Raw genomic sequence first — 24,915 nt, 5'->3', positions numbered from 1 at the left:
TGCCGACGTCGGACGCGCTGCCGAGCCGGACCCTGTCGGCCGCCGCGTGGGCCGCCGGTTGATGAGCAATCAGAACCGAGGCTGTCGCGGTGAGTACGACGGCAGCCGAGGTGAACCGGAGTGAACGTGACATCTGCGCTCCAGGAAGAGGGATGGGTCAATTCCGCAGCAGCCCGCTGACGGGATGGTGGTTGGTAGCGGAACATACAAGTTACGGATCTCTCTGGGAAGATGTAAGGCTTGTTGTCACTTGCGATCGGCCTCTTGCCTCCAAATTGTCTAGATATAACAGCCCAAATGGAACCTATTGACGTTGCATAAGGCGAGTTACATGAACGTAACAGGACGTACGTGTGATCAATATCTGCGATCGAATGTAACTTCACGGTCGTTCCCGACGACCGGATTCCGTCGACGGAGAATCACCGAGAAGTTCCAATGCGGGAACGAGCCCCGGTCTGAGGAGTTCGAGAGGTCATGGCCTGGTGGGCTGCCTCGATTCCCGCCTTGCTGGCCAAGCCGGTTGATGTCCTGCGCGTTCGCTGCGCGAACGATGACTCGGCCTGCGCGGGGCGTTCGTCGCGGACCGACTGGTGGAGCGCGCCGACCGCGGCAGGGGCGCCCCGCCGTACCTGCCGCCGCCCCGGGAGGGGGCGTCTGCTGTCGATCTGCCCGGCGATGCTCAGTCGTCCGGACCGGGACCTCTGTCGGTCATGTCGTCCCTTCTGGGGTCAGGGTGGCGAGGCCGGCCGCCCCACCCTGACGTGCGTGCTTCCGTCGCCGACGCTGGACGGTGCATTCACGTCGGTCCCGGTGGCGTTCGTGTGTCCGGAGGCCTCCCGGGCGAGCCTGCTGGGCCACCAGGCTGCGGGTCGATGTCCCTGACGAGAACCGGGCGCCAGCGGCGAGCGCGTCGATGCGGACCGAGCCGTCCATGGCCAGCGCCTTCCCGCCAGGAGCGTGATGACGACCAGTGTGTCCGCCACTCCCTGCGTCTGCGCCGCGGCTTTCAGTGGGGCTGCTCGGGCTGGTGATCGACGAGAGGGCGCAGGTGTTCCTCGCCGTGGTGGGTGGCCATGCCGTTGCGGTCGTTCGCGGCCATGGGGGAAGTCCCGCGCTCGCGGCCGGCGCATCGAGGCGGTGTGCCGCCGGAGCCGTTCATGGTGAACGCCGGGTTGCCCAGCCCGATCCTCCGCGGCGCCCCGTTGGCGGAATTGACGGTAGGTAGCGGGACATACAAGGAGTGACAGTTCGTGGGGAGATGTAAGGCCCCGTCGAGAGGCGTCGACCGCTTCGGTGGCAAAATATTGCACTTTAATCGCCCAAATCGACTCGGCTGAGACCGGATGAGTCTTGTTGCATGAACGTAATGGGACTTACATCTAGTCAATGGACACGTCTCTATGTAACTTCTCTGCTGTGCCTGACGGCCGGATTCCGTCGGCAGAAGACCACCGAGAGGTTCCACGCGATGAACGCTCGTATCGCACGTCCCGCGGCCGCCGCCGCCGCGACGATCATGCTCGCCTCCCTGTCCGCCTGCGGAGGCGATGACGCCGCCGCCCCGTCCGGCAAGGCCGTCATCGCGGGCGTGGAGGTCGTGAAGGACCAGAAGTTGCACGACCTGCTTCCCGAGAAGATCAAGAAGGACGGTGAGGTGCGGGTCGCGACGGACGTCCCGTACCCGCCCTTCGAGATGTACGTGAAGGAGGGGGAGAGCGCGCTGACCGGGCTGGACTACGACCTCGGCCAGGCGCTCGGCGCGAAGCTGGGCGTGACCTTCGCCTTCACCCCGCAGAAGTTCGACGGGATCGTCCCGGCCATCCAGGCGGGCAAGTTCGACCTGGCGATGTCGGCCATCACCGACAACAAGGACCGGCAGAAGGTCGTCGACTTCGTCGACTACTCCCAGTCCGGTTCCGGCATCCTCGTCGGCGACGGCAACCCCTCCAAGATCGAGACGCTGGACGACCTGTGCGGCCGGAAGGTCGGCGTCCAGGCCGCCACCAACCAGCTCGACCTGCTGAAGTCCCACCAGGAGTCCTGCGGGAAGGCGGGCAAGGGGAACATCGACATCCAGACCTTCCCCAAGGACTCCGACGCCCAGCTGGCCCTGCGCTCCGGCAAGGTCGTGGCTCAGGTCCTGACCAAGCCCGCTGCCGGCTGGGTCGCCAAGACCGCCGACGCCGGCAAGGCCTTCGACCTGGTCGAAGACCCGGCCGCGCCCGGCGGCTACAACGCTTCGCCCAACGGCATCGCGATCAGCAAGCAGCTGCCCGAACTGACGGACGCCGTGCAGAAGGCCCTCCAGGCCCTGATCGACGACGGCACTCTCGTCAAGATCTACAACAAGTACGGCGTCCCGTCGATCGCGGTGAAGGAAGCCACCAAGAACGCGTCGGTGGACTGAGCATGATCGACATCAAGTCTCCCGCCGACCGCACGGCCACCGGCGCGACGAGCACGCGCGATCCGGAGATCGTGCCCGTCCGTGACTACGGGCGCTGGATCGCCGCGGTCGCCTCCTTGTTCGCCCTGGTCGGACTGGTCGGATCGCTGGCGAAGAACGACAACCTGCACTGGGACGTCGTCGGCGACTACCTCTTCGCCGACCTCGTCTTCGACGGCCTGGCCACCACGCTCTGGCTGACCGCCGCCGCCATGTTCCTCGGCCTGGGGCTGGGGACGCTGATCGCCGTCATGCGACTCTCGTCCAGTCCCGTGCTGTACGGGCTCGCCACTGCGTTCGTCTGGGTCTTCCGCGGCACCCCGCTTCTCGTCCAGATCATCTTCTGGGGCTACGCAGCAGCGCTCTACAAGTACGTGAAGATCGGCGTCCCTTTCACCGACATCACGTTCTTCCAGGCCGAGACCAACGCCCTGCTGACACCGGCCGTCGCCGCCCTGCTCGCGCTCGGGCTGAACGAAGCCGCCTACGCCTCCGAGATCGTCCGTGCCGGCATCCAGTCCGTCGACCCCGGTCAGGCCGAGGCCGCTCACTCGCTGGGCATGCGTCCCGCACTGACCATGCGCCGGATCGTGTTGCCTCAGGCCATGCGTGTGATCATCCCGCCGATGGGCAACGAGACCATCAACATGCTCAAGATGACCGCACTGGTCTCGGTCATCTCGGCTCACGACCTGATGTCGAACATCCAGGACGTGTACGCACAGAACTACCAGGTCATTCCCATGCTGGTCGTTGCCAGCATCTGGTATCTGGCCCTCGTGACCCTTCTCAGCGTGCCCCAGGCATGGCTGGAACGACGGTACGGGCGCGGCACCAACCGTGCCGGACACGTCTCGCCGTTCCGGCGTCTCCTCGGCGGGACCTCGGAGAGGCTCGGCAGGAACAGCAAGGAGCAGAACCGATGAGCATCCCCATGGTGCGCGCCGAAGGCGTACGCAAGCACTTCGGGAGACTTGAGGTCCTCAAGGGCATCGACCTCACCGTGGAACGCGGCCAGGTCTGCTGTCTCCTGGGCCCTTCCGGATCCGGCAAGTCCACCTTCCTGCGCTGCATCAACCACCTGGAGAAGGTGGACGGAGGCCGGCTCACCGTCGACGGCGAGCTCGTCGGCCACCGTCAGCAGGGCGACAAGCTCCACGAGCTGCGCGAACGAGAGGTCGCGGACCGCCGACGCGACATCGGCATGGTCTTCCAGCGCTTCAACCTCTTTCCGCACATGACCGCGGTCGAGAACATCATGGAAGCTCCCGTGAAGGTCGGCTCGGTCTCCAAGGGCGACGCCCGTGAGCAAGCACAAGAACTGCTCGAACGGGTCGGACTCGGCGACCGTGCCCTTCATTACCCCGCCCAGCTCTCCGGCGGCCAGCAGCAGCGGGTCGCGATCGCCCGCGCGCTGGCCATGAAGCCCAAGCTGATGCTGTTCGACGAGCCGACCTCCGCCCTCGACCCCGAGCTCGTCGGCGACGTCCTCGACGTCATGCGACAGCTGGCGGCCGACGGCATGACCATGGTCGTCGTCACCCACGAGATCGGCTTCGCCCGTGAGGTCGGGGACACCGCCGTCTTCATGGACGAGGGTGTCGTGGTGGAAGCGGGGGACCCTCGAAAGGTTCTCGTCGACCCGGATCAGGAACGTACCCGCGCCTTCCTGTCCAAGGTCCTGTGAGCGCCCCCACCCGCCGGCCGGCCGGCCTCGACGACTTCCTCGTCCTGGCCCGGGCCCGCCGCCATGACTACCTGCGCGATCTGGAGCAGCTCGTCTCCATCGACTCCGGTTCCTACAGCGCCGAGGGCGTCGACAAGGTCGCCGACTGGGTCGAGCGTCGCCTTGAGCAGACGGGGTTCGACATCGAACGCGTCAGCTTCCCGGTGGCCGCCGACGGGTTCCGGACCGGAGACGCGCTCATCGGACGCAGACGGGGTGGCCTCCCCGAGACGGCGGGAGGCCGCAGGATCCTCCTCACCGGCCACATGGACACCGTCTTCGAGGACGGCACCGCCGCCGCCCGCCCCTTCCGCATCGACGGCTCCACGGCGTACGGCCCAGGAGTGAGCGATGACAAGGGCGGTCTGCTCGCGGGTCTCACCGCTCTGGAGATCCTCGCGGAGTGCGGCGTGGACGCCTACGCCGAGTTGGTCTTCCTCGCCACTCCCGACGAGGAGATCGGCTCCCCGGCAAGCCGCACCTTGATCGAGAGCACGGCCAGAGGCGTGCACTACGGGCTCGGTCTCGAATGCGCCCGTGAGAACGGCGACCTGGTCATCGCCCGCAAGGGCGTCGCGGACTTCCGCCTCACGGTCACCGGCCGGGCGGCGCACGCCGGGATCGAACCGGAACGCGGGGCCAACGCCGCTCTCGCCGCGGCTCACTTGACCGTCGCCCTCCAGGCTCTCAACGGCCACTGGGACGACGTCACTGTCAACGTGGGCGTCGTCCGGGCCGGCACCCGCGCCAACATCGTCTGTCCCGATGCCGAGCTCCGCATCGAGGTCCGCGCCGCCACGACGGCCGATATCCAGCGGGTCACCAGGGCCATCCGGGAAGCCGCCGACAGCCCGGCCGTCCCCGGCGTCACCGTCGAGGTCGAGCAGCTCGACCTCTGCCCTCCCATGGAAGACACCCCCGCCTCCCGACGCATGTTCGACCACGCGTGTCGGGCTGCCCGTGCGGCCGGCATCGATCTCGGTGCCGCCGCGACGGGAGGAGTGGGAGACGCCAACCTCATCGCCGGGACGGGAGTTCCGGTCCTGGACGGCTTGGGACCCGTCGGCGGCGCGGATCACACGCCGCAGGAGTGGCTCGACACCACCAGCGTTCCCCAGCGCGTCGCCATGCTCGCCGACCTGATCGTCTCCCTCGGCGACACCGGCACCATCTGAGCGGCAGGGAGCTGTGGGCGGCGGGAGGGTCCGCCTACCCCCGCCCACAGGCCCGACACGCCTGCCGCATCGACTCGGGCTCGCGCCGCACGCTCGCCCCACGAGTTCATCGCCCCCTTCTCCCGCCCTCGGAGGCATCATGCGTGCACCTTCACCTCCATCACGCCGCGCCGTTCTCGCCTGCGGCCTTGCCGTCGCCCTCCTCACCGCCGCCTCACCCGCGAGCGCCGACTCCCGGCCGGCCCTGAACCATGCCGGTTCCCTCGTGCTGGTCGGCGGAGCACTCAAAGAGGACAACACCCAGGTCTACGGCGAGATCATCAAGCGGGCGGGCGGGCCGCGGGCCCGCATCGGCATCCTCACCGCCGCTTCCGTGCCCGAAAGCCAGGATCCCCACGCCGGCGATCCCGACCGGTGCAGCAACTCCGCCTGCAACGGCGCCTACTACGCCGACCTCTTCAAGCGCCACGGCGCCGCGGACGCCCAGTGGATCCCCCTCGACATCGACCACGTGGCCGATGCCGACTCGGAAGCCGTCGTCGCGCAGGTCAACTCGATGAGCGGCTTCTTCTTCGGAGGAGGCGACCAGTACCGCTATATCACCACGCTCCTGCGCGGAGCCGAGCACAAGGACTCCAAAGTACTCGCCGCCATCCGGGCCAAGCTCTCCCACGGGGCCGTGGTCTCCGGTTCCTCCGCGGGTGCCCAGATCGCCTCCGGCCCCGACATGGTCAGTGGCGGCGAGTCCTACGAGTCGCTCCGGGACGGCAGCGCACCCGGCTACTTCGAGGACCCGACCCGCCTCGGATACATCCCCCAAGGCGGGTTCGGCTTCCTCCGCTCGGGACTCGTCGACACGCACACCGGCGCCTACGGACGCGAAGGCCGGGCTCTGCGCCTCGCCTCCGACACCGGTCACGACCGCGTCTACGCCCTTGAGGAGAACACCGCCCTGGTCGTCGACCGGCCTGGGAGCAGCCGTGAGCACATCACGGTCCTCGGCCCGAACGGCGTCTCGGTCCTCGATCTGCGTGATGCCCGCGCACACGATTCCGCGAACGGCTGGGCCCTGCGCCGGGCCCGGTACAGCTACCTCACCGACGGAGACCAGTACGACGCCCGTACCTGGACACCGCGCGTCCACCCGGACAAGCAGCTCCTGAACCCCGCTGCCACGGCCCCCGTGCCGGCCAACACGGACGTCTTCTACTCGGCCGCGAATCCGAACGGCGCCCCCTACTCCTTCCGCACCACCGCCCGGGCACTCGCGTCGACCCAGGCACAGAACAGCGCCACAGCAACGACATTCGAGACGGGACCACGCTTCACCGTGGCCTTCGCCAAGGCACGCGGGTTCGCAGCGTTCACCAGCGACGGCACGACCGCCCGGACTCTCCTCGCGCTGCGCATCGACATCGTGCCGCAGTGATCGGCCGAGTGGTGGGTACGGCCTCACGGGACCGGCCGTGCCCACCACTGCCTACGCCGAGGGCGGAGCGCCCTCGGCGGAACAGCACCGTCTGGTCTCACCAGAATGGAGCAGAGGACATCCGGTCGGGCCGTCTCGCGGGTTTCCGCGTCCGGGATTCCCGCACCGCGGCGAGCCGCTGACCCGGAGAGCCGCCACCCTCCTTCCGCGTCCGCGCAGCGTTCCGCCGCGAGGTTGTCGAACCGCCTCCGCACGGGCCCGTCATCTCCGGGAAAGGCTCCTCGTGTCCCTTCAGCCCCGCACCGCGGCCGTCTCCGTCGGCCCTTCAGTCCCTCATGGACGACGGCTCGTATCGCAAGATCCTCACAAAGGACGGGGTCCCCGGCATCGGGATCCCGGAGGCCATCGTCAACGGAGCCGTCGACTGACCCGTGTCGATGAAGTGGGGGCTGAGGGAGGTTCGCCTAGAGGAGGCCGGTGCGCCGGGCGACCCGCTCGGCCTCCTTCATCCGCTCATGGCCGTCATCGCCGATGCGGTCGAGGACGGCTGCCACGACCGCCTCCACGACCGCCAGAGCCGGTGCCAGGCTGTCGTAGGGGGAGTTCGAGGACACCTGGGTGATGAGGACGACGTCCGCGTGAGCGGCGGCCGGGGAGAGCCACGGGTCGGTGAACACGATCACCTTGCCGCCTCGCTCCCTGGCCAGTTCGGCGATGAGTGTCTTGTCGGTCTCGTAACGCCGATAGTCGAAGAGGACGGTGACGTCGCGTCGGGCGAGCTGCGTGAGGAAGGACGTCCGTTCCACGTCCTTGTGCGGCAGGAGGTTCACCTGGTCGCGGAACTGCGACAGATGCAGGCCCAGATACTCCGCCAGAAGATGCGTGAACCGTCCTCCCGCCACGTGCACACGGCGTTTGGGGTCGCTGAGAAGACTCACCGCCTCCTCGAACTCGTGCTGGGTCACTTCCTCGAAGGTCTGGGAGACCGCCTGCTGGACGAGAGCCGACTGTTCGCCAAGATGCGTGCCCGGGGAGCTCGGCTGGGCCGCCGCCTCCCGCTCCGACGTCTCCGTGGCCGCGTAGAGAGTGATGGGCGAGGCGTTGCGGGCGTCGAGCTCCGAGCGGAGGGCCGCCTGAAGATCGGGGAAGCCCCGGTATCCCAGCCTCGACGCGCACCGCAACACGGTGGGTGCCGAGACACCGGCGCGCTCCGCGATCGTGGCGACCGTCTCGAACACCGCGGCGGGGTAGCCGGCCAGGAGGACCCGCGCGACCTTGCGCTCGGCAGGGCTCAGCTCCCCGAGTCGACCGCGGATCTCGTCGGCCAGCGTGAGACTCATGGATTTCCCTTCAGCGGCGGGAGATCTCCGAAGGAGGCGCGCAGTCCTCAGGGGCACGCCATCCGTCCTCCCGTGTTTCAGATCGTGGAGTATCAGAGAGCAAATGTATCGCCTATTACGAGATCTCGACAGCCTCCCGTGACGACCGCCGAGAGCTGTCGATCATGGCAGTGGCCCCGCATCCTCCCGAGGGAGAGGGATGCGGGGCCACCACGGAATCAGGCCCTGACCGAACGACTACTTCGGCATGAGGACGGTGTCGACGATGTAGACGTTGGCGTTGGCGGTCTTGACGTTGCCGCAGACGACCTTGCTCTCGTTGACGGTGTACGCCTCACCGGAACCCTTGGTGGTGATCATGCCCTTCTGAAGGGTCTCGAAGCTGCCGTTCTCCAGCTGCGCCGGGGTGAGCTTCTGACCGACGACGTGGTACGTGAGGATCTTGGTCAGGGTGGCCTTGTCGGCGAGCACCTTGTCGAGGTCCGCCTTCGGGATCTTCGCGAAGGCGTCGTTCGTCGGGGCGAACACCGTGATGTTCTCGGCGTTGTTGAGCGTGTCGACGAGACCGGCCTGCTTCACGGCGGCGACGAGCGTCGACAGGGCCGGGTTGTTGGACGCGGCGGTGGCGACCGGGTCCTTGGCCATGCCGTCGAAGGAACCCGCGCCGTCCTTCGGTACTCCGGCGCAGGCCGGACCGAAGGGCCGGCCGTCGGTCATCGGCGTCTCGGAGGGGGCGGTGGCTTCCGTACCCGCTCCCTCGGCGGCGGTGGAAGCGGCCTTGGTGTCGCTGCCGGAGTCGGAGCACGCGGCCAGGGAGAAGGGCAACAGGGCGGCTGCGGCAACGGCGATCGCGGTACGGCGAATCTTCAGGCTGTTCATGACCCGGTACTCCTTGGGGGTTGTTCTCGGTGACTCGTGTGTCGAGGTGGAATGGTGGTGCTGCCCGGTGCGGGCATCGCGCCCGTCCGGGTGGTCTAGGGGACGGTGACGAAAACGCTGTGCCAGCCGCTCGCTCCGTCGGGGATCGTGCGAGCGCGCTCCTCGGTCTGGACCTGACCCGTGCCATCGGTGGCGCGGACCGTGATCGTGTGCCCGCCGGGGGTGGCGTTCCAGCGGTAGGACCACTGGCGCCAGGTATCGATGCCCGCCGTCGCGGCGAGGTCGGCATCCCACCAGGGGCCGTCGTCGACGCGGACCTGGACTCGGCTGATGCCACGGTGCTGAGCCCAGGCGACGCCCGCGATGGCGACGGTGCCGGCGGCGAGGCGGGCGAAGGGTGCGGGGGTGTCGATGCGTGCCTGGGTCTTGATGGGAGCGCGGCGTGCCCACTTTCGCTTGACCCAGTAGGGGTCGTAGGCGTCGAAGGTGGTGAGCTCGATGTCCTCGATCCACTTGCAGGCCGAGACGTAACCGTAGAGGCCGGGGACGAGCATGCGGACCGGGAAGCCGTGGTCGAAGGGCAGCGGCTCGCCGTTCATGCCCACGGCCAGGATGGCGTCGCGGCCGTCCATCACGTCTTCCACGGGGGAGCCGAGCGTCATCCCGTCCACGGACCGAGCCACCAGCTGATCTGCCCGTCCGCCCTTCGACGGCGGCCGGACGCCGGATTCCGCCAGGAGGCCGGCGAGGGGAACGCCCAGCCAGCGGGCGTTGCCGATGTACGGGCCGCCGACCTCGTTCGACACACACGTGAGCGTGATGTCCCGCTCGATGAGGGGGCGGGCGAGCAGTTGGTCGAGCGTGTAGGTGCGGGGCCGGGCGACACCCTTGCCGTGGATGCGCAGCCGCCAGGTGGCGACCGAGACCTTGGGTACGGCCAAGGCCGTGTCGACACGGTAGAAGGCCGGGTTGGGGGTGGTGAAGGCGCTGATGCCCGGTACCTTCAACTGCACTCCGGCCGGCACGGCTGGGGCCGGGGAAGCCGGCTTGGGGAGCACGAGGCTTTCCCGGGAAGCAACGGCGCTCTCTCCGTCCTGACGGGCGAAGTAGCGGCCCAGGAGGCCTGCCGATGTCGCGGCGAAGCCGGTCGCGCCGGCAGCGAGAAGGAATCCGCGCCTGCTCCTCATGCCCTCGCCCCCCGGCTCGTGCGCACCGTCGGCGTGAGGAACCGCGGAGGCCCGGCCCACCAGGATGTGCAGGGCAAGGGCTCCCGCTGCCGCTCCGGCGATCGAAGGGAGCGCGTCACCGAGGCCGGCGGAGTCCGGACGGCCGAGGGCCGCGAGAGCTCCGACGATCCCGAACAGGAGCACTCCGGCGACACCGGCGAGCCGATGGGGCAGGGCGAGGATGCCGAGGACGGTGGCGATGAGCGCGAGAACCACGAGGATCCCAAGCTGCAGAACGATCTTGTCGTTCTCTCCGAACGTGCGGATCGCGAAGTCCTTGACCACGGCCGGGGTCCGGTCGATGACTGCCCCGCCCACCACGGTGACGGGACCGGACGAGGGCCGCACCAGTCCAGCGGCCAGCTCGGCCACCGCCAGGGCCGTGAAAGCGGCCATGAGTCCGGCCAATGCGCCCATCGAGGCGCGAACGAGCTTGCTGCGGAAGGTGCTCACGTGAGGGATTCGGCGGCGAGAGCCCGGAGGATTGGCCAGTCACTCGAAAGAGTGAAGGCGTTCCTGTCGGCGCCTGGGCGGTGGGCTTTGAGGTGCGAGGTGGCCAGCGGCGTGGTCCGGCCGTACGAGAACGGGGTGGGGGCCGACCTCTCGTGCGCGAGGAGCACGGAGGCGAACTGCACTACAAGGAAGTGTGCTTCTCGCCGGCAACCCCACTGACGCCGGACCCGTCGGACTCACCCTGGAACCCGCGGGAGGCTCCCCGCAGCCCACCACCGTCCCCCCTGCTCCTGACGGCCCTTCCTGCCTGACGCCACCACCGGACGTCGGAGGATCGGAGCCGCGTCAGGAGCCCTCGACAGGCAGGCTCTGAAGGAACTCTGAAAGAGCGTCGGGTACTGACGACGCGGAGGTGTGCGAGGCGGCCCGGCCCGCAGGCGGCTTTGAGCTGTGACCGGACGCGCGGGACTGCTTCGGCATGCTCCCGCTTCCACGGTCGGCCCACGTGCGATGGCGAAAGGCGGGCCCTCGTGATCCTCTGATGCCGTGGGCATCACTACGCTGCGGCCTCGTCCCGAGGGACCCGATACGGCCGTCAGTATCGCGACCCCGTCCCTATCCCCGGATGTGTCCGGAGACGACTGGTGTCCGAAGCGCTGCCCGTTCCTTCCTGCGTCTACTGCCGGGAACGGAACGATGGTGAACCGCCGCACGGCGACATCGTGCGTGTGGATTTCGAGGAGATCTACTCTGATTGGTATGCCGATGTCCTTCGTTGGGCCCGACGACGCTGTATCGATCTCGACGACGCTGAGGATGTCACCCAACAGGTCTTCATAGAAGTCTGGTTGCACTCCGGAAGGTACTGTCCGCGCCGCGGCAGTCTCGGTTCGTGGCTCCACGGCATCACGGCTCACAAAGCCGCTGACTCGTCAGGTGCGGTAGTGCGCCGCTACGAAGGAATGCGCCGTCTGAAACGAGGGCTTGCTCCGGATGGCATCGATGGCTGCGCGCGTGCGGTTGAACGCCTGGGACTCGTCGGCCACATGGCCGCCTTGCCACCCGAACGCCGTGAGATTCTCTTCCTCGCGTACTATCTGGGGCTCACTCAGCCTGAAATCGCAAGGCGTCTGGAGCTGCCCCTGGGTACGGTCAAGAGTCACACCAGAAGGGCGCTGCGATCGCTCTCCTGTCTCTTGGCCGAACGGACTTGAGAAGTCCCACTCCGGGAGGCCGAGAACGTCACCAGGCCTCTCGCAGTACTGCCATGACCGCCCACAGGTGACGTGTTCGCCGAGGGCCTGGACGCGGCCGGCCAGTTCCGGCTGGCCTTCGGGCTTCCGGATCCTCCTGGCGAGCTTCCGCGATGTCTCCGGCGACCCTGGAGCCGGCCGCCGCACTGGCTCTGCTCGACCGGCTGGAACTCCCCAAGGGGCCACGTGCTCGCCGCGGGGCATAGGAACCACTACTGCGGCCCCGGTCCCTGAAACGATGCGGTGCGCTCCTGCTCCGACGGGGATCACCGCGCTGATCCCGCGCTTTCGGAGATGCTCGCGAACCATGCGGGAGGAGGCGCCCTGTCGGCTCTTCGGTGACGCCCCCGCCTCGGCGAACGCCAACGTCTGCAACATCTACACGGTCTGTATGGCGAAGTGGCCCGCACCCCGGACGGGGGCCCCGAGGGGTCCGAGGGTGGGAATGCTCCCGCACGTCCCCGCACGGCGCGCGTCCGTCAGGGAGGTCCTGCCCCGCGGCCCCCTTCCTGGTCCAAGAGGGCGGGCAGGTCCCGCAGTCGGTCGAGGCCCCGTACGGGCTGGCCCATGCGGTGGTTGCGGCCGAGTCGATCGCGATGCCGGTGGAGGAAAGCCCAGTACCCGGCGGTGAACGGGCAGGCGTCCTCGCCGACCCTCCGGTCCGGGCGGGGTACGGGCAGGGGCCGCAGAAGTCGCTCATGCGATCGATGTAGGCGCCGCCGGAGGTGTACGGCTTGGTCGTCATCCGGCCACCGTCGGCGTACTGCGACATGCCGACGACGTTGGGCAGCATGACCCAGTCGTAGCCGTCGACGAAGTTGCGGTGGAACCAGTCGGTGACGGCGGCCGGGTCCCAGCCGCGTTGGAGCGCGTAGCTGCCCAGGACCATCAGGCGCGGGATGTGGTGGGTCCAACCCGTGTCCCGGACCTGGCGCAGGGCCGTCGCCAGGCACCGGGCCGACACCGCGTCCGCGTCCAGCTCCTGCCACCAGCGGGGGAGGGCGCCGGTGTGCCTGAGAGCGTTGCTCGTGCGGTACTCCTCGCCGAAGTACCAGTACAGGTGCCACACGTACTCGCGCCAGCCGGCGATCTGCCGGACGAACCCCTCCACCGAGTTCAGCGGCGCGCCGCCCGCGCGCCAGACGGCCTCCGCGCCCTCCACGCACTCGGCTGGGCCGAGCAGGCCCAGGTTGAGGGAGGCCGACAGCAGGCTGTGGCTCATGGTGCCGTCGGCGGCGAGCACGGCATCCTCGTACGCGCCGAACCCGGCGAGCCGGTGGTCCAGGAAGCGCTGCAGGGAGGCGAGCGCCTCCCGACGGTCCGCGGGGAACATCCGCGGACCGTCGCGGCCCACGAAGGAGACGTCCCCGTCGCGTTCCCAGCGGTCCAGGTCGTGCCGGACCTCGTCATCGATAGCGTCCTCCCGGGGACGGTACGGCGCCGGTGCGCCCAGCGTGCGGGCCCCGCGCGGTGGCGGGCGGCGGTTCTCGTGGTCGAGGTTCCAAGTGCCGCCGGCCGGTTCACCTCCCTCCATCAGGAAGTCGTGGTCGCGCCGGACGCGCCGGTAGAAGCTCTCCATGCGGAGCGTGCGCTGCTCGTCCGCCCAGGCGGCGAACTCCTCGGGCCCGACCAGGAAGCCGCGCGGCGGCAGCACGGTGACGTTGTGGAGGGACTGGACGAGACCCAGTGCGGCCCGCGAGGTGGGGTGGTGCACCGTCACCCGGCCGTTGCCCACGGCCTTGTGCAGTGCCTCTCCGTAGGTGTCCGCCCGTACGTACGTGACCCGGTCGCCGAGTTCGGCGGCGCGGTGCCGCATGGCCGAGAGGACCAGGTGGGCCTTGGCCCGGTGGAAGCGGCGGCGCCGGAAGACCGACCGGGCCTCGATCATCACCACGGGCGCGTCGCGAGCCGGACCGCCGTGGCCGGGTTCGAGGAAGGAGGGCCCGAGCTGGTCCCCGAAGAGCCAGTGTGTGTCCGTCATCCCTCGTCCGTCCTTCATGCCTCGTCGGGCGCGGGCCCGCGCCCGACGCGTGGGTGTCTGCCGCCGTCGCGAAGGGGTTCGCCCTTGGGAACGCGGCTGGATGCGGCCCGAACGGGTGAGACGGCCGCGAGATGCACGCCACCCGCATCCGGAGCACCCGTGTCGTGGGAAGTTCCGAGGCAGGCACCGGGACATCGGCCCCGTCACACACTCTCGTCATCGGAGGCCCTCATGCCCAGTTCCCCGGAATCCCGAGGTCGTGTCGTGGTCGTCACCGGCGCCGCCCGAGGGCTCGGCGCCGGACTGGCCCGATTGCTGGCCGCGCGCGGCATGCGCGTGGCCCTGCTGGGGCGGGAGCACGCAAGGCTCGCCGCCGTTGCCGTAACACTCGGCACCGAGAGTCACGTCGTGGAGGTCGACGTCACCGATGACGCGGGAATGGAGCGGGCCGCCGAGGAGGTCACGCGGACCCTCGGCCCGCCGTCGGTCGTCATCGCCAACGCGGGCGTCGCGGAGGGCGGCCCCTTCGAGAGCTCAGACGCCGACACCTGGCGCCGTGTCGTGGAGGTCAACCTGGTCGGCAGCGCGGCTACCGCGAGGGCTTTTCTGCCGGGTCTGAGGGCCACCCGGGGCTACTTCCTCCAGGTCGCCTCCACCGCCGCCTTCGGCGCGGCTCCGATGATGAGCGCGTACTGCGCATCCAAAGCGGGCGCCGAGGCCTTCGCCCGCTCTCTGCGGGCGGAGGTGGCGCACCTGCACGTCGGCGTGGGCGTGGCTTACCTGCACTGGACCGACACCGACATGGTCCGAGACGTCGATCGCCACGCGGTCCTGCGCGAACTCCGTGGGCACATGCCCGCGCCCGCCCGCCGCGTGTACCCGGTGGACCGGGTCGCCTCCTGGCTGGTGCGGGGGATCGAGCGGCGCCGCGCCTCGGTCTACGCGCCGCCGTGGCTGTGGCTCGCCCAGGCCGGGCGGTCGTTCTTCCCCGTCGCGGTCGACCTGGTGTCGCGCCGAGAGCTTCCCCGGCTCCTGAGGGAGTACTCCTTCGAGCAGACCGGTCTGCTGGGCACGGGCGGGCACATCGAGGAGGAGCTGATGGAACGTTCCGCCGTCCAGGCCCCGCCCCGCTCCGGCCGGGCCCACCCGGCTCCCTGAACGGCGCTCGAAGTCCTCGTCGCGGGTTCCCGTCGCGGCCGAACCGCATCCGTCGCGTGCCGATCAGGGGAAAGGCCAGTGCACGGTCGGTCGGCTGGCACCGCCCCATGAGGGGTGACGCCAAGTGCCCTGTGTCTCAATGGTTCAATGTATCTCGATCATTAAGATGCTTTACTGCTGAGATATCTCCGGGGAGTTCTCCATGTCCACACCCGCGCGCTGGGTGCGCAGACTGCTGCCGCTGCTCGTGCTCGTCGTCTGGCTCGCCGTCGGAGGAGGGCTCGGCCCGTACGCGGGCAAGCTCGGCGAGGTCGCGACCAACGACCAGGCCGCCTTCCTGCCCCGCAGTGCCGAGTCGACCCAGGTCCTCAAGGCGCAGGAGGCGTTCCGCCAGGAGGAGACCCTGCCCGCCCTCGTCGTCTGGACCACGGACGGCGGTGGCCGCGTCGACCCCGCCGCGCAGGCGGCCGCCACGCGCGCCCTGGCCTCCCTGGAGGGAGCCGAAGGCGTGGTCGGCGCACCGTCTCCGGCCCTTCCCTCCGAGGACGGGAAGGCCCTCCGCGGCATCGTCCAGCTCCGTCCCGACCTCGGCGAGGAACTCCCCGCGGTCCTGGACGAGGTCGAGGCGGCCGCCTCCGCCGTACCAGGGACCGAGGTGTGGCTCGCGGGTCCCGCCGCGACCCAGGCGGACCTCGGCGACGCGTTCTCCGGCATCGACGGCCTCCTGCTCGTCGTCGCGCTGGTGACGGTCCTGGTGATCCTCCTCCTGGTCTACCGCAGCGTCCTGTTGCCGCTGCTGATCATCATCGGTGCCGTCTTCGCGCTCGGCCTGGCCTGTGCCGTCGTGTACGTCCTCGCCGACCATGACGTCGTCCGCGTCGACGGCCAGGTGCAGGGCATCCTGTCCATCCTGGTCATCGGCGCCGCCACCGACTACGCCCTGCTGCTCGCCGCCCGCTACCGCGAGGAGCTCGCCACCCGCGACGGCGACCGCGTCCCCGCCATGCGCGCCGCGCTCAAGCAGTCCTTCGGCCCGATCGTGGCCAGCGCCGCCACCGTCGCCCTCGGCCTGCTGGCCCTCCTGTTCAGCGACCTCACCAACAACCGGGCTCTCGGACCCGTCGGCGCCATCGGCATCGTCTGTGCCGTGCTGAGCTCGGTGACGTTCCTCCCCGCCGTCCTGGTGCTGCTCGGCCGCGCCGCCTACTGGCCCGCCCGGCCCAGGGCGACCGCCGAAGGCGAGGCGGCCCACCCTGTGTGGCGCAAGGTGGCCGGGCTCGTCGATCGTGCCCCCCGCAAGGTCTGGGCCTGCTCCCTGGCCGCTCTCGTCGCCTGTGCCGCCTTCTCGTTCTCGCTCGACTCCAAGGGCGTCCCGTTCGACGAGATCTTCGTCAAGGACGCCCCGTCCGTCGCCGCCCAGCAGCGCCTGAGCGAGCACTTCCCGGGCGGCGCGGGCAACCCCGCCGTCGTCATCGCCGACGCCGACGCCGCGGAGAAGGTGCGGACGGCCGCGGCGGCCGTCGAGGGCGTCGACTCCGCGACGCTCTTCGCCGCCCCCGGCTCCGGCCGGCCGTTCGTCGCCGACGGCCGCGTCCGGATCGACGCCACGCTCACGGACGCCGCCGACAGCGACGCCGCCAAGGACACCGTCGTCGCCCTGCGCGACACCCTCCACGCGGTCCCCGGCGCCGACGCCCTCGTCGGAGGGGCCACCGCGCAGCAGTACGACACCCAGGTGACGGCCGAGCGGGACAGGAATCTCATCGTCCCCGTCGTGCTCGCGATCATCCTGGTCATCCTGGTCGGCCTGCTGCGCTCGCTGCTGCTGCCCGTGCTCCTGGTGAGCACGGTCGCGCTCAACTTCCTCGCGACGCTGGGTGTCTCAGCCCTCGTCTTCGAGCACGTCCTCGGCTTCACCGGTACCGATTCCGCCGTGCCCTTGTACGGGTTCGTCTTCCTGGTGGCCCTCGGAGTCGACTACAACATCTTCCTCATGTCACGGGTCCGGGAGGAGACGGAGCTGCACGGCACCCGCGAGGGTCTGCGCCGAGGGCTGGTCGCCACCGGAGGGGTCATCACCTCGGCCGGCGTGGTCCTCGCCGCCACCTTCGCGGCGCTCGGTGTGATCCCGCTGGCGTTCCTCGTCCAGATCGCCTTCATCGTGGCCTTCGGCGTCCTCCTCGACACCCTGGTCGTCCGCTCGCTCCTGGTGCCGGCCCTGGTCCGGGACATCGGCCCCACGGTCTGGTGGCCGGGTTCCCTGCGCCACCGTCCCTGACCCCCACCTCCCTTGGCCTGAGCAGGCCAAGGGAGGCAGTCCGGACACCGGCCCCGACGAGGCGGGCGGTCAGGCCGGGAGGGCGAGCAGGAGCAGGGGCTGGGTCGTGGGCTGAGCCGAACCACCCGCCGGTTCGAGGGTGAGCCCCACCCCCGTCGCGTCGGCCGGGTCGCCGTCGAGGAGTACGGTGCCGTCGGCTTGGACGAACCCGGCGGGCCGCATGGTGCCCTCGTGGTCGAGCCACAGCTGGTACGTGTGGCCTTCCGCGGGCGCCGGAAGCCCGGTGGTCGCGAACACGGCTCGGTTCTGCAGGCTCGACGAGACGACCGTGGCCACGGCGCCGTTGGTGGTCCGCCCGTGCACGGTCCGCGCGTCGGGCGCGGCCAGCACCCCGCTCACGGTCTCCAGCCGTTCCTCGGTCTGCCGGGCCCGCTCCCGCGCGTCCTCGTACTCCTGGTGCTGCCGGGCGGCGAGGCCGGCGAACGAGACGGCGGCGACCAGGCTGGCGGCGAGCGCGAGCGGCACCGCCCTGCGCCTGACCGCCTGGGTCAGGCCCGCCGCCGGGCCGGCGGCGGGCACGCGGGGCGGCAGCTGGCGTACGCCCTCGACGGCGGAGAGTGTCCGTCGCTTGAGGGCCTCCGGTGGCGTCCGGCCGGTGGCGGCCGCGAGCCGGGCGGCGGTCGCCTCGAACCCGTTCACCTCCCTGCGGCAGTCCTCGCAGTGCGCGAGGTGGGCGACGAACTCCTCCCGTTCGGCGGCGTTGAGGGCGTGCAGGGCGTAGGCGGCGGTGAGTGCGTGGAGGTCGGAATGGTGCTGCTGTGTCACGAGGTCACCCCCATGCAGTCGCGGAGGCGGATGAGTCCGTCGCGCATGCGTGTCTTGATGGTGGGAAGCGGAGTCTGCAGGCTCTGGGCGACCTCACGATAGGTCAGGCCCTGGTAGTACGCGAGGGTCACAGCCTCGCGCTGGATTTCGGTCAGGCCGCGCAGGCAGCGGCGTACCCGCTCGCTCTCCAGCCGGGTCTCCACCTGCTCGGCGACCTCGTCGAAGGGGGTGGTGTGCTCCCGCGCCGCCTGTGCGTGCTCCCGGTCGGATGCGGCCTGGGCCGACCGTACGCGATCGACGGCCCTCCGGTGCGCGATCGTGGCCGCCCAGGTCGTCACGCTTCCGGCCGTCGGCTCGTAGCGGGCGGCCTGGCGCCAGAGTTCGATCATGACCTCCTGGGTGACTTCCTCGGACTGGGACCGGTCGCGCACCACACGGAGGACGACGCCGAAGACCAGCGGGGCGAGGGCGTCGTAGAGCGTGGAGAACGCCTGCTTGTCGCCACGGGAGACCTCTCGCATCACGTCGGCCAGGTCGCCCCGAGCGTCGGCGTCAGGGGTACCGGAGGGAAGCGGTCGGGTCACCTGGCCGGCTCCGGACGTCGGGACCGGACAGAGCCGCCGCCTCGATTGGTCGTTCTCGGAGTGGGGAGCCATCGCATGCTGGTCCTTCGCGGTTCGGCGGGCCGGTGTCCGCCCCTTCGGCAGCCCGGCGGGAGTCTGAGAAGAGATCCCCGGGATGGTTCGGCACGGACGCCCTTCCGGATGGGCCCGGAAGGTCACGACGTCGTCGCCGTGCTCCCGGCTGCATCGATGCACGCCCTGTTCCGATGCAAAGCGATGTGAGTTGTGGGCGGAAAAGTCCAGGGCGGACTGTGCAGCGGACGGGGGTATCACTTCCACGGCGGGTGCGTCGAGCCGCATGACAGCACGGGCCGGTCCCCGGCACTCCTGCCGGACGTCTCCTGGTGGCAGGCCGCTGCCGGCAGCCGACCGACGGGAGGGCACTGCCCGATGCGGCACGGCTTCCTCGGCGGATACGTCCGGTGCGCCTGCCGCGACCCGGGACGCGGCGGAGCCACGTACCGGGGGTGCGTCCGGCGAAGAGCGCTCCCGCCGGGCGGCCCGCGCCGCCTCGGCGGGCCGGGACGCCGGAAGCGGTGAGACGGCACATCTCCTCCACCATCGCCACGTCCGCAGGGCTCCACCGCCGGTGGTGTCCGTCGCCGCGGTCGGCGGGACCGATCCCGTACCGCCGGTCCCAGGACCGCACGGTGGTCGGGGAGACGCCGAGACGGCGGGCCAGGGCGCCCGTGGTGATGCCGTGATCGGAGTCGTACGTGATCACCACCGTAGGGTGCGGAAGCGATGCGGGGAGGTGCGCTGGGAGCCGGGGCGCATGGTCAGGAGCGCCACGCCACGGCCGCCGGCGGAAGGCGGTCGGCCACGCCGTCGGCCATCCGCTCGAACTCCCCGCGCAGGAACGGTGCGGCCAGGCGGGCGAAGCCCTTGAAGGTGAGGGACGCACGGTACGTCAGCCGCGTCGCCGTCCCCTCCTCGGCGAACCGCAGGTCGTCCAAGGCCGTCACGGTCTTGTTCTCGCCGCGGAACACCAGATGGAAGGGCTCCCGGACGAAGAGTTCGTACTGCAGATCGGTCGTTCGTCCCCGGAACCGGGACGTGTTCCGCCACCGTGCGCCCTGCCGCACGGGCCCGTCGTCGAGTCGCACGCAGCGTACGGTGCCGGGGTCCCACTCCTCCGCCCGGGCGAAGTCCTCCAGATAGGTCACGACCTCCGCCAAGGGTCGTCGCACCACGAGCACCCGCTCCACACTGATCACCTTTCGGCCTCCTCCACGTCGGACCGGTCTATTCGCCGGCTCCGCTCACCCGGCATTTCGGGCCGGAGGGCCGGACCGGATGCATCCGGGGAGGCCGCGGACCGTCAACGACCAGCTGGGGCGTACGGGTGAACGACTCCCTGTCGGACGGTGCGGCGCATCCGGGCGCCCTGGTGACGAGGAAAGGGGGTGAAAGTGCAACAAAAGTTCTTTCGCGCATGACCGTTCGCGCGGAGCTCGATCCGCATGACGGAGGCCTCGGGCGACGGACGGAACCACGGACAGGTAGGGAACGGCTATGCGGCTCAAAGAAGAACTTCCGGTGGACCACCACCTCGCCACCGTGTACCGCTGGGGCGCCGCCCTCTGCGGGTGCGTCCTGCTCGTGTTCGGCTGCCTCGGCTTCGCCGACGCGCTCAGCCCCTTCGACACCTCCGGTGAGCGGATCGCCGGGATGACCACCAACTCCGCGCTGAGCTGGATCTCGGTGCTGACGGGACTCGTCCTCTTGGCGGGTGCGGTCGCGGGCGGGAACATCGCCTCCACCGTGAACATGCTCGTGGGCGGCTCCTTCCTGATCAGCGGCTTCTACCACCTGTTCGTGCTCGACCGGCCCGCCAACTTCCTGGACTTCGGCATGACCAACGTGATGTTCAGTTTCCTCATGGGGCTGTTGATCCTCACGTTCGGCATGTACGGGCGGGTGTCCAGCAAGCTGTCGCACGACAACCCGTACTGGATCAGGCGCCACCCGCGCACGGCCGCCGCGGAGTCGCTCGCACGCCGCCGCATGGCCGCCGCGTCCCTCCCGGCCGGCGCCGCGCGCACCACAGCCCCGATGCTTCCCGGAACGTCCCGTCCGGCGGATCCCGAAGAACCCCCGCGGTGAACGCGGTCCTGACCGGCGGGAACGCGGAGCTGCCGACCCACGTTCCCGCCGGCGGGAACGTGGGTAGTCACCGAACGCGCAGGACCGCCGGCGCGGCGGGGTGTACGCCATCCGTACCGGACATCTCCCGGATGAGCCCGCGCGCCGTCCACGCCGGACCTCGGTGCCCGACCCACCGGGACCACCCGCCGAGACCCGGGAGCGGTTCGTCGAGCAGCTGCCGCAGGGCCTGCCCGGCCGAGCGCTCGTCCAGCCGGGAGGGGTCGACGCACCGAGCGACACCCGCCCGCTCGGCGTCGTGGGCGATCGCGAACTGGTCGCTCGAGAAGGGCAGTACGAGGGCGGGCACCCCGGAGACGAGACACTCCGTGAAGGAGTTGTTCCCGCCGTGGTGCACCATCGCGTCGACCTTCCCCAGCAGCCACCGCTGCGGCACCGTCGCCTCCACATGGACACCGGGCCCCGCGAGCGCGGAGAGGGCCGCCGCACTGTCCCCCGCCGCCACTACCGCGGCCGCCCCGGGGACGTGGGTGCGCAGCCCCTTCACGAGCAGCGCGAGGACATCGTCACGAGCGGAGAGGAACGTCCCAAGGGCGATCAGCACCAGGCGGTCGTGCCCGGCCCTGAGCCGTCGCACCACCTCTCCCCACTGCGGGCCCGGATCCGGCTCTGTGTCGGGCCCGCAGTGCCCTCCGTAGAGGAGCGACGGCCCGTTCTCCGGGTGGCCCGGCAGCCACGGGAACTCCGGGTAGCCGAACGCCACGGCGTACGGGGAGGTCAGCGCGAAGGCGCGGCCCGGTGGCCGCGCTCCCGGAGCGTGCAGGCGCGCCACGTCCGCGAAGCGCCCGGTGAACGCCGTCTCCACGGCTCCCGCCGCCGCGCGCAGCTCCGCGAGCTCATCCTCCCCGGGCCGGATCCCCCGGGGCCACGCGTAGGGCACGCCGAACGGCAGGTCGTCGGAGCCAGGGACGTACGTGGGATGACCGGGGCAGAACGTCGCGTAGCGCAGGCCCAGGCAGTGCAGGGCCAGGGTGACGGGGTAACTCAACTGGTCGACGACATACCAGTCCGGGCGCAGCCGCGCGTCCAGGGCGCGGAGCTCCGCCAGCGTCCTCTCGGGATCGGCGAGCATGTCCCGGCCTCGGTGATGGGTCTGCGTGAGCAGCGCGGACACCGGCCCGCGCCGCGTGGAGTCGATGAACTCCTCCAGCCGCTGGGCCTCGCCGGGCGCCTGCCGGGTGCTGCGTGCCACTCCGGTGTTCGCGTTCCGCGTCACGGTCAGCGGCACGAACGTCACGCCCGCGCGGTCCGCGAAGTCCTCGAAGGACGGCCCGGACGCGAAGACCACGTCGGTGCCCGCGCTGGCCAGCGCCCCGGCCAACACGGAGAGCGGCTGCGCGTGGGATGCGAAGGGAGGGCTGACGACGACCACGCGCGGTGCGCGCCCCGAGACGAATCCTGATGACTCCACGCCGAGGGGTTCGCCCCTTCCGGACCGATCGGATGCGTCGGCACCGGGCGGGCTACGGCGGTGCCCCCGTCGGCGCCCCGTGATCACGGCTCGTGCATCCGGCATCCGGATCGTCGGCGAAGAACTGCGCGCCGACCGTCGTCGACGAGGAGAAGCGATGAACCGCTCCCACACCGCCCGGACGGGCGCCGTGCCCGCAGGTCACCAGCTCCTGAGTACCGGCTCGCGTACGGCCGAGGGGGAATCGTCGGAGCCGTTCCTGGCAGTTCGCGCAGCGCACTGGCGAGCACCCCTGACCGGGGACGCTCCGGGCTGGCCGGGCACACCGCACCTGTTCGCAGAACTGGTGTGCGCCGAGTACCGGGGAGGAGTTCCGGCGACGAACCCTGCGGTCTTCGCCACGCCCCGTGACCTCGTGCTGGCGCGACTGAGGTGTCTGGTGCGCGGGGGAGGCCTTCCGACACCGGCCGAGTGCGTTCGGTTGCTCGACGGCTGCGACTCCGCGCGAGCCGCCGTCTTCGACGTGTGGCGGGACGTCGTCCGGCAGTTCGGCCCGACGAGGGCGGAGGCGGCGCTGCGCGTCGGTCTCCGGGCCGGGGCCGCTCCAGAGGAAGCGGTCGCGGCGATGCTGGACCTCGCCGCGGCGGCCGCGCTGCGCCCCCTCAGCCGCACGGAGCTCCGCGCGGCCGCGAGTGCGCCCGGCCGCCTGACGCGGCACGCCGCGTGGCGCCTCCTCTCCGCGACGGGTGGACAGTCCCTGATACCGGACGTCCGCAGTGCCGGGGACGCGTACGAGCGGACGCTCCTCACTCTGCTCGGCCTGGGGCCCTCGGCCGACCGGGTGCGGGACGAGCCGCGGCGCGGCGTCGTCGTCGCCCAGTCCATGCTTCTGGGGAGGATCGACCGTCCGGGCGAAGGCATGAGCGGCGGCCTCGGCGTCCTCCTCAGCTCGCTCGGAGACGCCCTCGCGGGCACCGAGGCCGTCGCCCGGACGCTCACGGTCGTCACGGCCTGCACGCCGGAGCTGGAGGCCGACCCCGCGCTGCTGCGGCGCCGGGCCCCGGGACACTGGATCCTCAGGATCCCGGTGGACAGCGTGAACGAGCTCCGGCCGGAGGAGTTCGGGAGGCATCGGGAGGCCATGGCCTGGTGGGCTGCCGCGCTTTTCGCCTCGCTGGCCAGGCCGGTTGACGTCCTGCACGTCCGCTACGCGGACGACGGCTCGCTCGCTCTGGCCGAGGCCGCCCGCAGGGTCGGGACGCGTGTCGTCTTCACGGCCACCCCGGACCCGCACCGGCAGATGACCGAGCGGTACGACACTCCTGCAGCGGACGCGACCGCCCTGCGCGGGGACCTGCACCGGGTGTTCGTCGCGGACCGGCTGGTGGAGCGCGCCGACCGCGTGGTGGGCATCGCGGGCCGGGACGGCGGGGCGTCGGAACTGCTCGGGTACTTCCCGCAACTGCTGGATCGGAACGATGAGGGTGTGCCGGGCGCGCCTCCGGAGGGAATCCCGCCCTACCTCCCGCCCCCTAGGGAGGCGGCGAGGAGCGCGGAGCTCCTCCGGACCATCGACGCGGCCGTCGCGGCCACGCCGGAGTCCGCGGACGGAGGCGCTCCGGCGGTGCTGTTCAGCGTGGGACGGCTCCACCCGGTCAAGCAGCAGGACCTTCTGGTCCGTGCCTGGATCGGCTCCGGGTGTCATCGGCGTGCGGCCCTGGTCCTCGTCGGAGGCAGCCCGCACGCTGGCGACCCCGTCGAACGCGCGATGCGCGCACGCGTCGAGGACGCGCTCCGCACCTGTCCTGAGGCGCGACGGCAGCTGGTGATCCTGCCCGCCCTCTCCAACGCGGAGGTCCGGATGCTCGAAAGACGGCTGGCTGATCCGGTGCGGCGGTCCTCCGCGCGATACGTGTGCGCCAGCGCCAAGGAGGAGTTCGGACTGGGGCTCCTCGAGGCCATGGAGGCGGGACTGCTCGCGGCGGGCCCGCTCCGTGGGGGCGTACCGCATTACCTCATCGACGGCCACAACGGGCTTCTGATCGACACTTCCCGCGTGGAGACACTCGGCGACGGACTGGTCCGCCTGCTCGCCGTCGATGCCCGGTCGGCCTCGATGATGGCCGGCCGGGCGCAGGCGCTGGTCCGTACGACGTTCTCGTCCGCCGCCATGGCCGAAACGTTGGCCGAGCACTACGCCGCGGTCGCGGCGGCCCGCAAGTGCGCGGCGGACGAGAGCCGCGCGTACGGCTCTCCGGCCGAATCCGTACGCGTGCCCTGACGCGTCCGCACCGGATCGACCGCTCGCCGACACGGCATCGGAAGGCGACGGGCCACGAAAATGTCGACGCCATGTGCAACCACGGGGTGACCGGCTGACGAAGGCATTCTCGACACAGGGTTCGAGACCGTCTCGACTGTTCGAAGGGATGCTGGTCATGACGTCTCGCCACGCCGGTGCCGCGATGGCCATGGGCACCGCCGCTTTCCTCGCTTGCGCCTCCGGTGCTCCCGCGCTGGCAGCATCGCAGGCCGACGAAGCC

17 protein-coding genes and 2 pseudogenes are annotated in these 24,915 nt (G+C 70.4%); 10 read left to right on the top strand and 9 right to left on the bottom strand.

The features are described from left to right. The first annotated feature begins 1,471 nt into the window (after positions 1–1,471). From ABZ621_RS30150 to ABZ621_RS30130, 5 genes are all read left to right on the top strand, one after another. Positions 1,472–2,410 carry an ABC transporter substrate-binding protein gene (locus ABZ621_RS30150; protein WP_360609596.1) on the top strand — a complete coding sequence of 313 codons (939 nt, stop codon included), beginning with the start codon at positions 1,472–1,474 and terminating at the stop codon, positions 2,408–2,410. 2 nt (positions 2,411–2,412) lie between these two features. Then, the gene (locus ABZ621_RS30145) at positions 2,413–3,375 is read left to right on the top strand and encodes an amino acid ABC transporter permease (protein ID WP_360609595.1); all 963 of its coding nucleotides are present in this window, start codon (positions 2,413–2,415) and stop codon (positions 3,373–3,375) included. Next, complete coding sequence (locus ABZ621_RS30140) at positions 3,372–4,136, top strand: amino acid ABC transporter ATP-binding protein (RefSeq protein WP_360609594.1); 765 nt, start codon at positions 3,372–3,374, stop codon at positions 4,134–4,136. The genes ABZ621_RS30145 and ABZ621_RS30140 overlap by 4 nt, the downstream gene beginning before the upstream one ends. Continuing rightward, on the top strand, positions 4,133–5,350 hold the full coding sequence (locus ABZ621_RS30135) for a M20 family metallopeptidase (RefSeq protein ID WP_360609593.1): 1,218 nt from the start codon (positions 4,133–4,135) through the stop codon (positions 5,348–5,350). Before ABZ621_RS30140 ends, ABZ621_RS30135 begins: the two co-directional genes overlap by 4 nt. Positions 5,351–5,489: 139 nt before the next feature. Then, positions 5,490–6,779 carry a cyanophycinase gene (locus tag ABZ621_RS30130; RefSeq protein WP_360609592.1) on the top strand — a complete coding sequence of 430 codons (1,290 nt, stop codon included), beginning with the start codon at positions 5,490–5,492 and terminating at the stop codon, positions 6,777–6,779. A 464-nt stretch (positions 6,780–7,243) separates the two neighbouring features. Here the strand turns inward: ABZ621_RS30130 and ABZ621_RS30125 are convergent, their stop codons facing one another. The 3 genes from ABZ621_RS30125 to ABZ621_RS30115 all read right to left on the bottom strand — a co-directional run bounded on the left by ABZ621_RS30125 (position 7,244) and on the right by ABZ621_RS30115 (position 10,641). After that, positions 7,244–8,119, bottom strand: a complete 876-nt coding sequence (locus ABZ621_RS30125) for a MurR/RpiR family transcriptional regulator (RefSeq protein WP_360609591.1) — start codon at positions 8,117–8,119, stop codon at positions 7,244–7,246. A gap of 237 nt (positions 8,120–8,356) precedes the next feature. Continuing rightward, complete coding sequence (locus ABZ621_RS30120; protein ID WP_360609590.1) at positions 8,357–8,998, bottom strand: fasciclin domain-containing protein; 642 nt, start codon at positions 8,996–8,998, stop codon at positions 8,357–8,359. A 95-nt stretch (positions 8,999–9,093) separates the two neighbouring features. After that, a complete protein-coding gene (locus tag ABZ621_RS30115) occupies positions 9,094–10,641 on the bottom strand; it encodes a molybdopterin-dependent oxidoreductase (protein WP_360609687.1) in 1,548 nt (515 codons plus the stop codon). 680 nt (positions 10,642–11,321) lie between these two features. Between ABZ621_RS30115 and ABZ621_RS30110 the strand changes: the two genes are divergently transcribed. Further along, positions 11,322–11,891 (top strand): sigma factor-like helix-turn-helix DNA-binding protein, encoded by a 570-nt coding sequence (locus tag ABZ621_RS30110; protein ID WP_360609589.1) that lies wholly within the window; start codon positions 11,322–11,324, stop codon positions 11,889–11,891. Between the two features lie 518 nt (positions 11,892–12,409). Here the strand turns inward: ABZ621_RS30110 and ABZ621_RS30105 are convergent. Continuing rightward, a pseudogene (locus ABZ621_RS30105) lies at positions 12,410–13,911 on the bottom strand (cryptochrome/photolyase family protein). Positions 13,912–14,142: 231 nt separating this feature from the next. Here ABZ621_RS30105 and ABZ621_RS30100 point away from each other — a divergent pair. Together ABZ621_RS30100 and ABZ621_RS30095 are read left to right on the top strand one after the other, a co-directional pair. Continuing rightward, on the top strand, positions 14,143–15,069 hold the full coding sequence (locus ABZ621_RS30100; protein ID WP_360609588.1) for an SDR family oxidoreductase: 927 nt from the start codon (positions 14,143–14,145) through the stop codon (positions 15,067–15,069). 202 nt (positions 15,070–15,271) lie between these two features. Next, entirely contained in the window at positions 15,272–17,347 is a 2,076-nt protein-coding gene (locus ABZ621_RS30095; RefSeq protein WP_360609587.1) for an MMPL family transporter, read from the top strand. Between the two features lie 69 nt (positions 17,348–17,416). Here ABZ621_RS30095 and ABZ621_RS30090 read toward each other — a convergent pair whose 3' ends face one another. The 4 genes and pseudogenes from ABZ621_RS30090 to ABZ621_RS30075 form a co-directional block, all read right to left on the bottom strand. Continuing rightward, positions 17,417–18,172, bottom strand: a complete 756-nt coding sequence (locus tag ABZ621_RS30090) for an anti-sigma factor (protein WP_360609586.1) — start codon at positions 18,170–18,172, stop codon at positions 17,417–17,419. Next, on the bottom strand, positions 18,169–18,756 hold the full coding sequence (gene sigK / locus ABZ621_RS30085) for an ECF RNA polymerase sigma factor SigK (RefSeq protein ID WP_360609686.1): 588 nt from the start codon (positions 18,754–18,756) through the stop codon (positions 18,169–18,171). The genes ABZ621_RS30090 and sigK overlap by 4 nt, the downstream gene beginning before the upstream one ends. A 312-nt stretch (positions 18,757–19,068) precedes the next feature. Beyond that, positions 19,069–19,522 (bottom strand): annotated as a pseudogene (locus ABZ621_RS30080) (MerR family transcriptional regulator); the annotation flags it as partial. A gap of 52 nt (positions 19,523–19,574) precedes the next feature. Next, the gene (locus tag ABZ621_RS30075; protein ID WP_360609585.1) at positions 19,575–20,012 is read right to left on the bottom strand and encodes an SRPBCC family protein; all 438 of its coding nucleotides are present in this window, start codon (positions 20,010–20,012) and stop codon (positions 19,575–19,577) included. Between the two features lie 298 nt (positions 20,013–20,310). Between ABZ621_RS30075 and ABZ621_RS30070 the strand changes: the two genes are divergently transcribed. Next, complete coding sequence (locus tag ABZ621_RS30070) at positions 20,311–20,901, top strand: DUF4383 domain-containing protein (RefSeq protein ID WP_360609584.1); 591 nt, start codon at positions 20,311–20,313, stop codon at positions 20,899–20,901. A gap of 67 nt (positions 20,902–20,968) precedes the next feature. Here the strand turns inward: ABZ621_RS30070 and ABZ621_RS30065 are convergent, their stop codons facing one another. After that, positions 20,969–22,372 (bottom strand): glycosyltransferase, encoded by a 1,404-nt coding sequence (locus ABZ621_RS30065; protein ID WP_360609583.1) that lies wholly within the window; start codon positions 22,370–22,372, stop codon positions 20,969–20,971. 481 nt (positions 22,373–22,853) lie between these two features. Between ABZ621_RS30065 and ABZ621_RS30060 the strand changes: the two genes are divergently transcribed. After that, the gene (locus ABZ621_RS30060) at positions 22,854–24,653 is read left to right on the top strand and encodes a glycosyltransferase family 4 protein (RefSeq protein WP_360609582.1); all 1,800 of its coding nucleotides are present in this window, start codon (positions 22,854–22,856) and stop codon (positions 24,651–24,653) included. Positions 24,654–24,915: the final 262 nt, after the last annotated feature.

This window comes from Streptomyces sp. NPDC007863 (assembly GCF_040633895.1).
Classification (GTDB): Bacteria; Actinomycetota; Actinomycetes; order Streptomycetales; family Streptomycetaceae; genus Streptomyces.
This window is presented reverse-complemented; position numbering and strand designations above follow the sequence as displayed.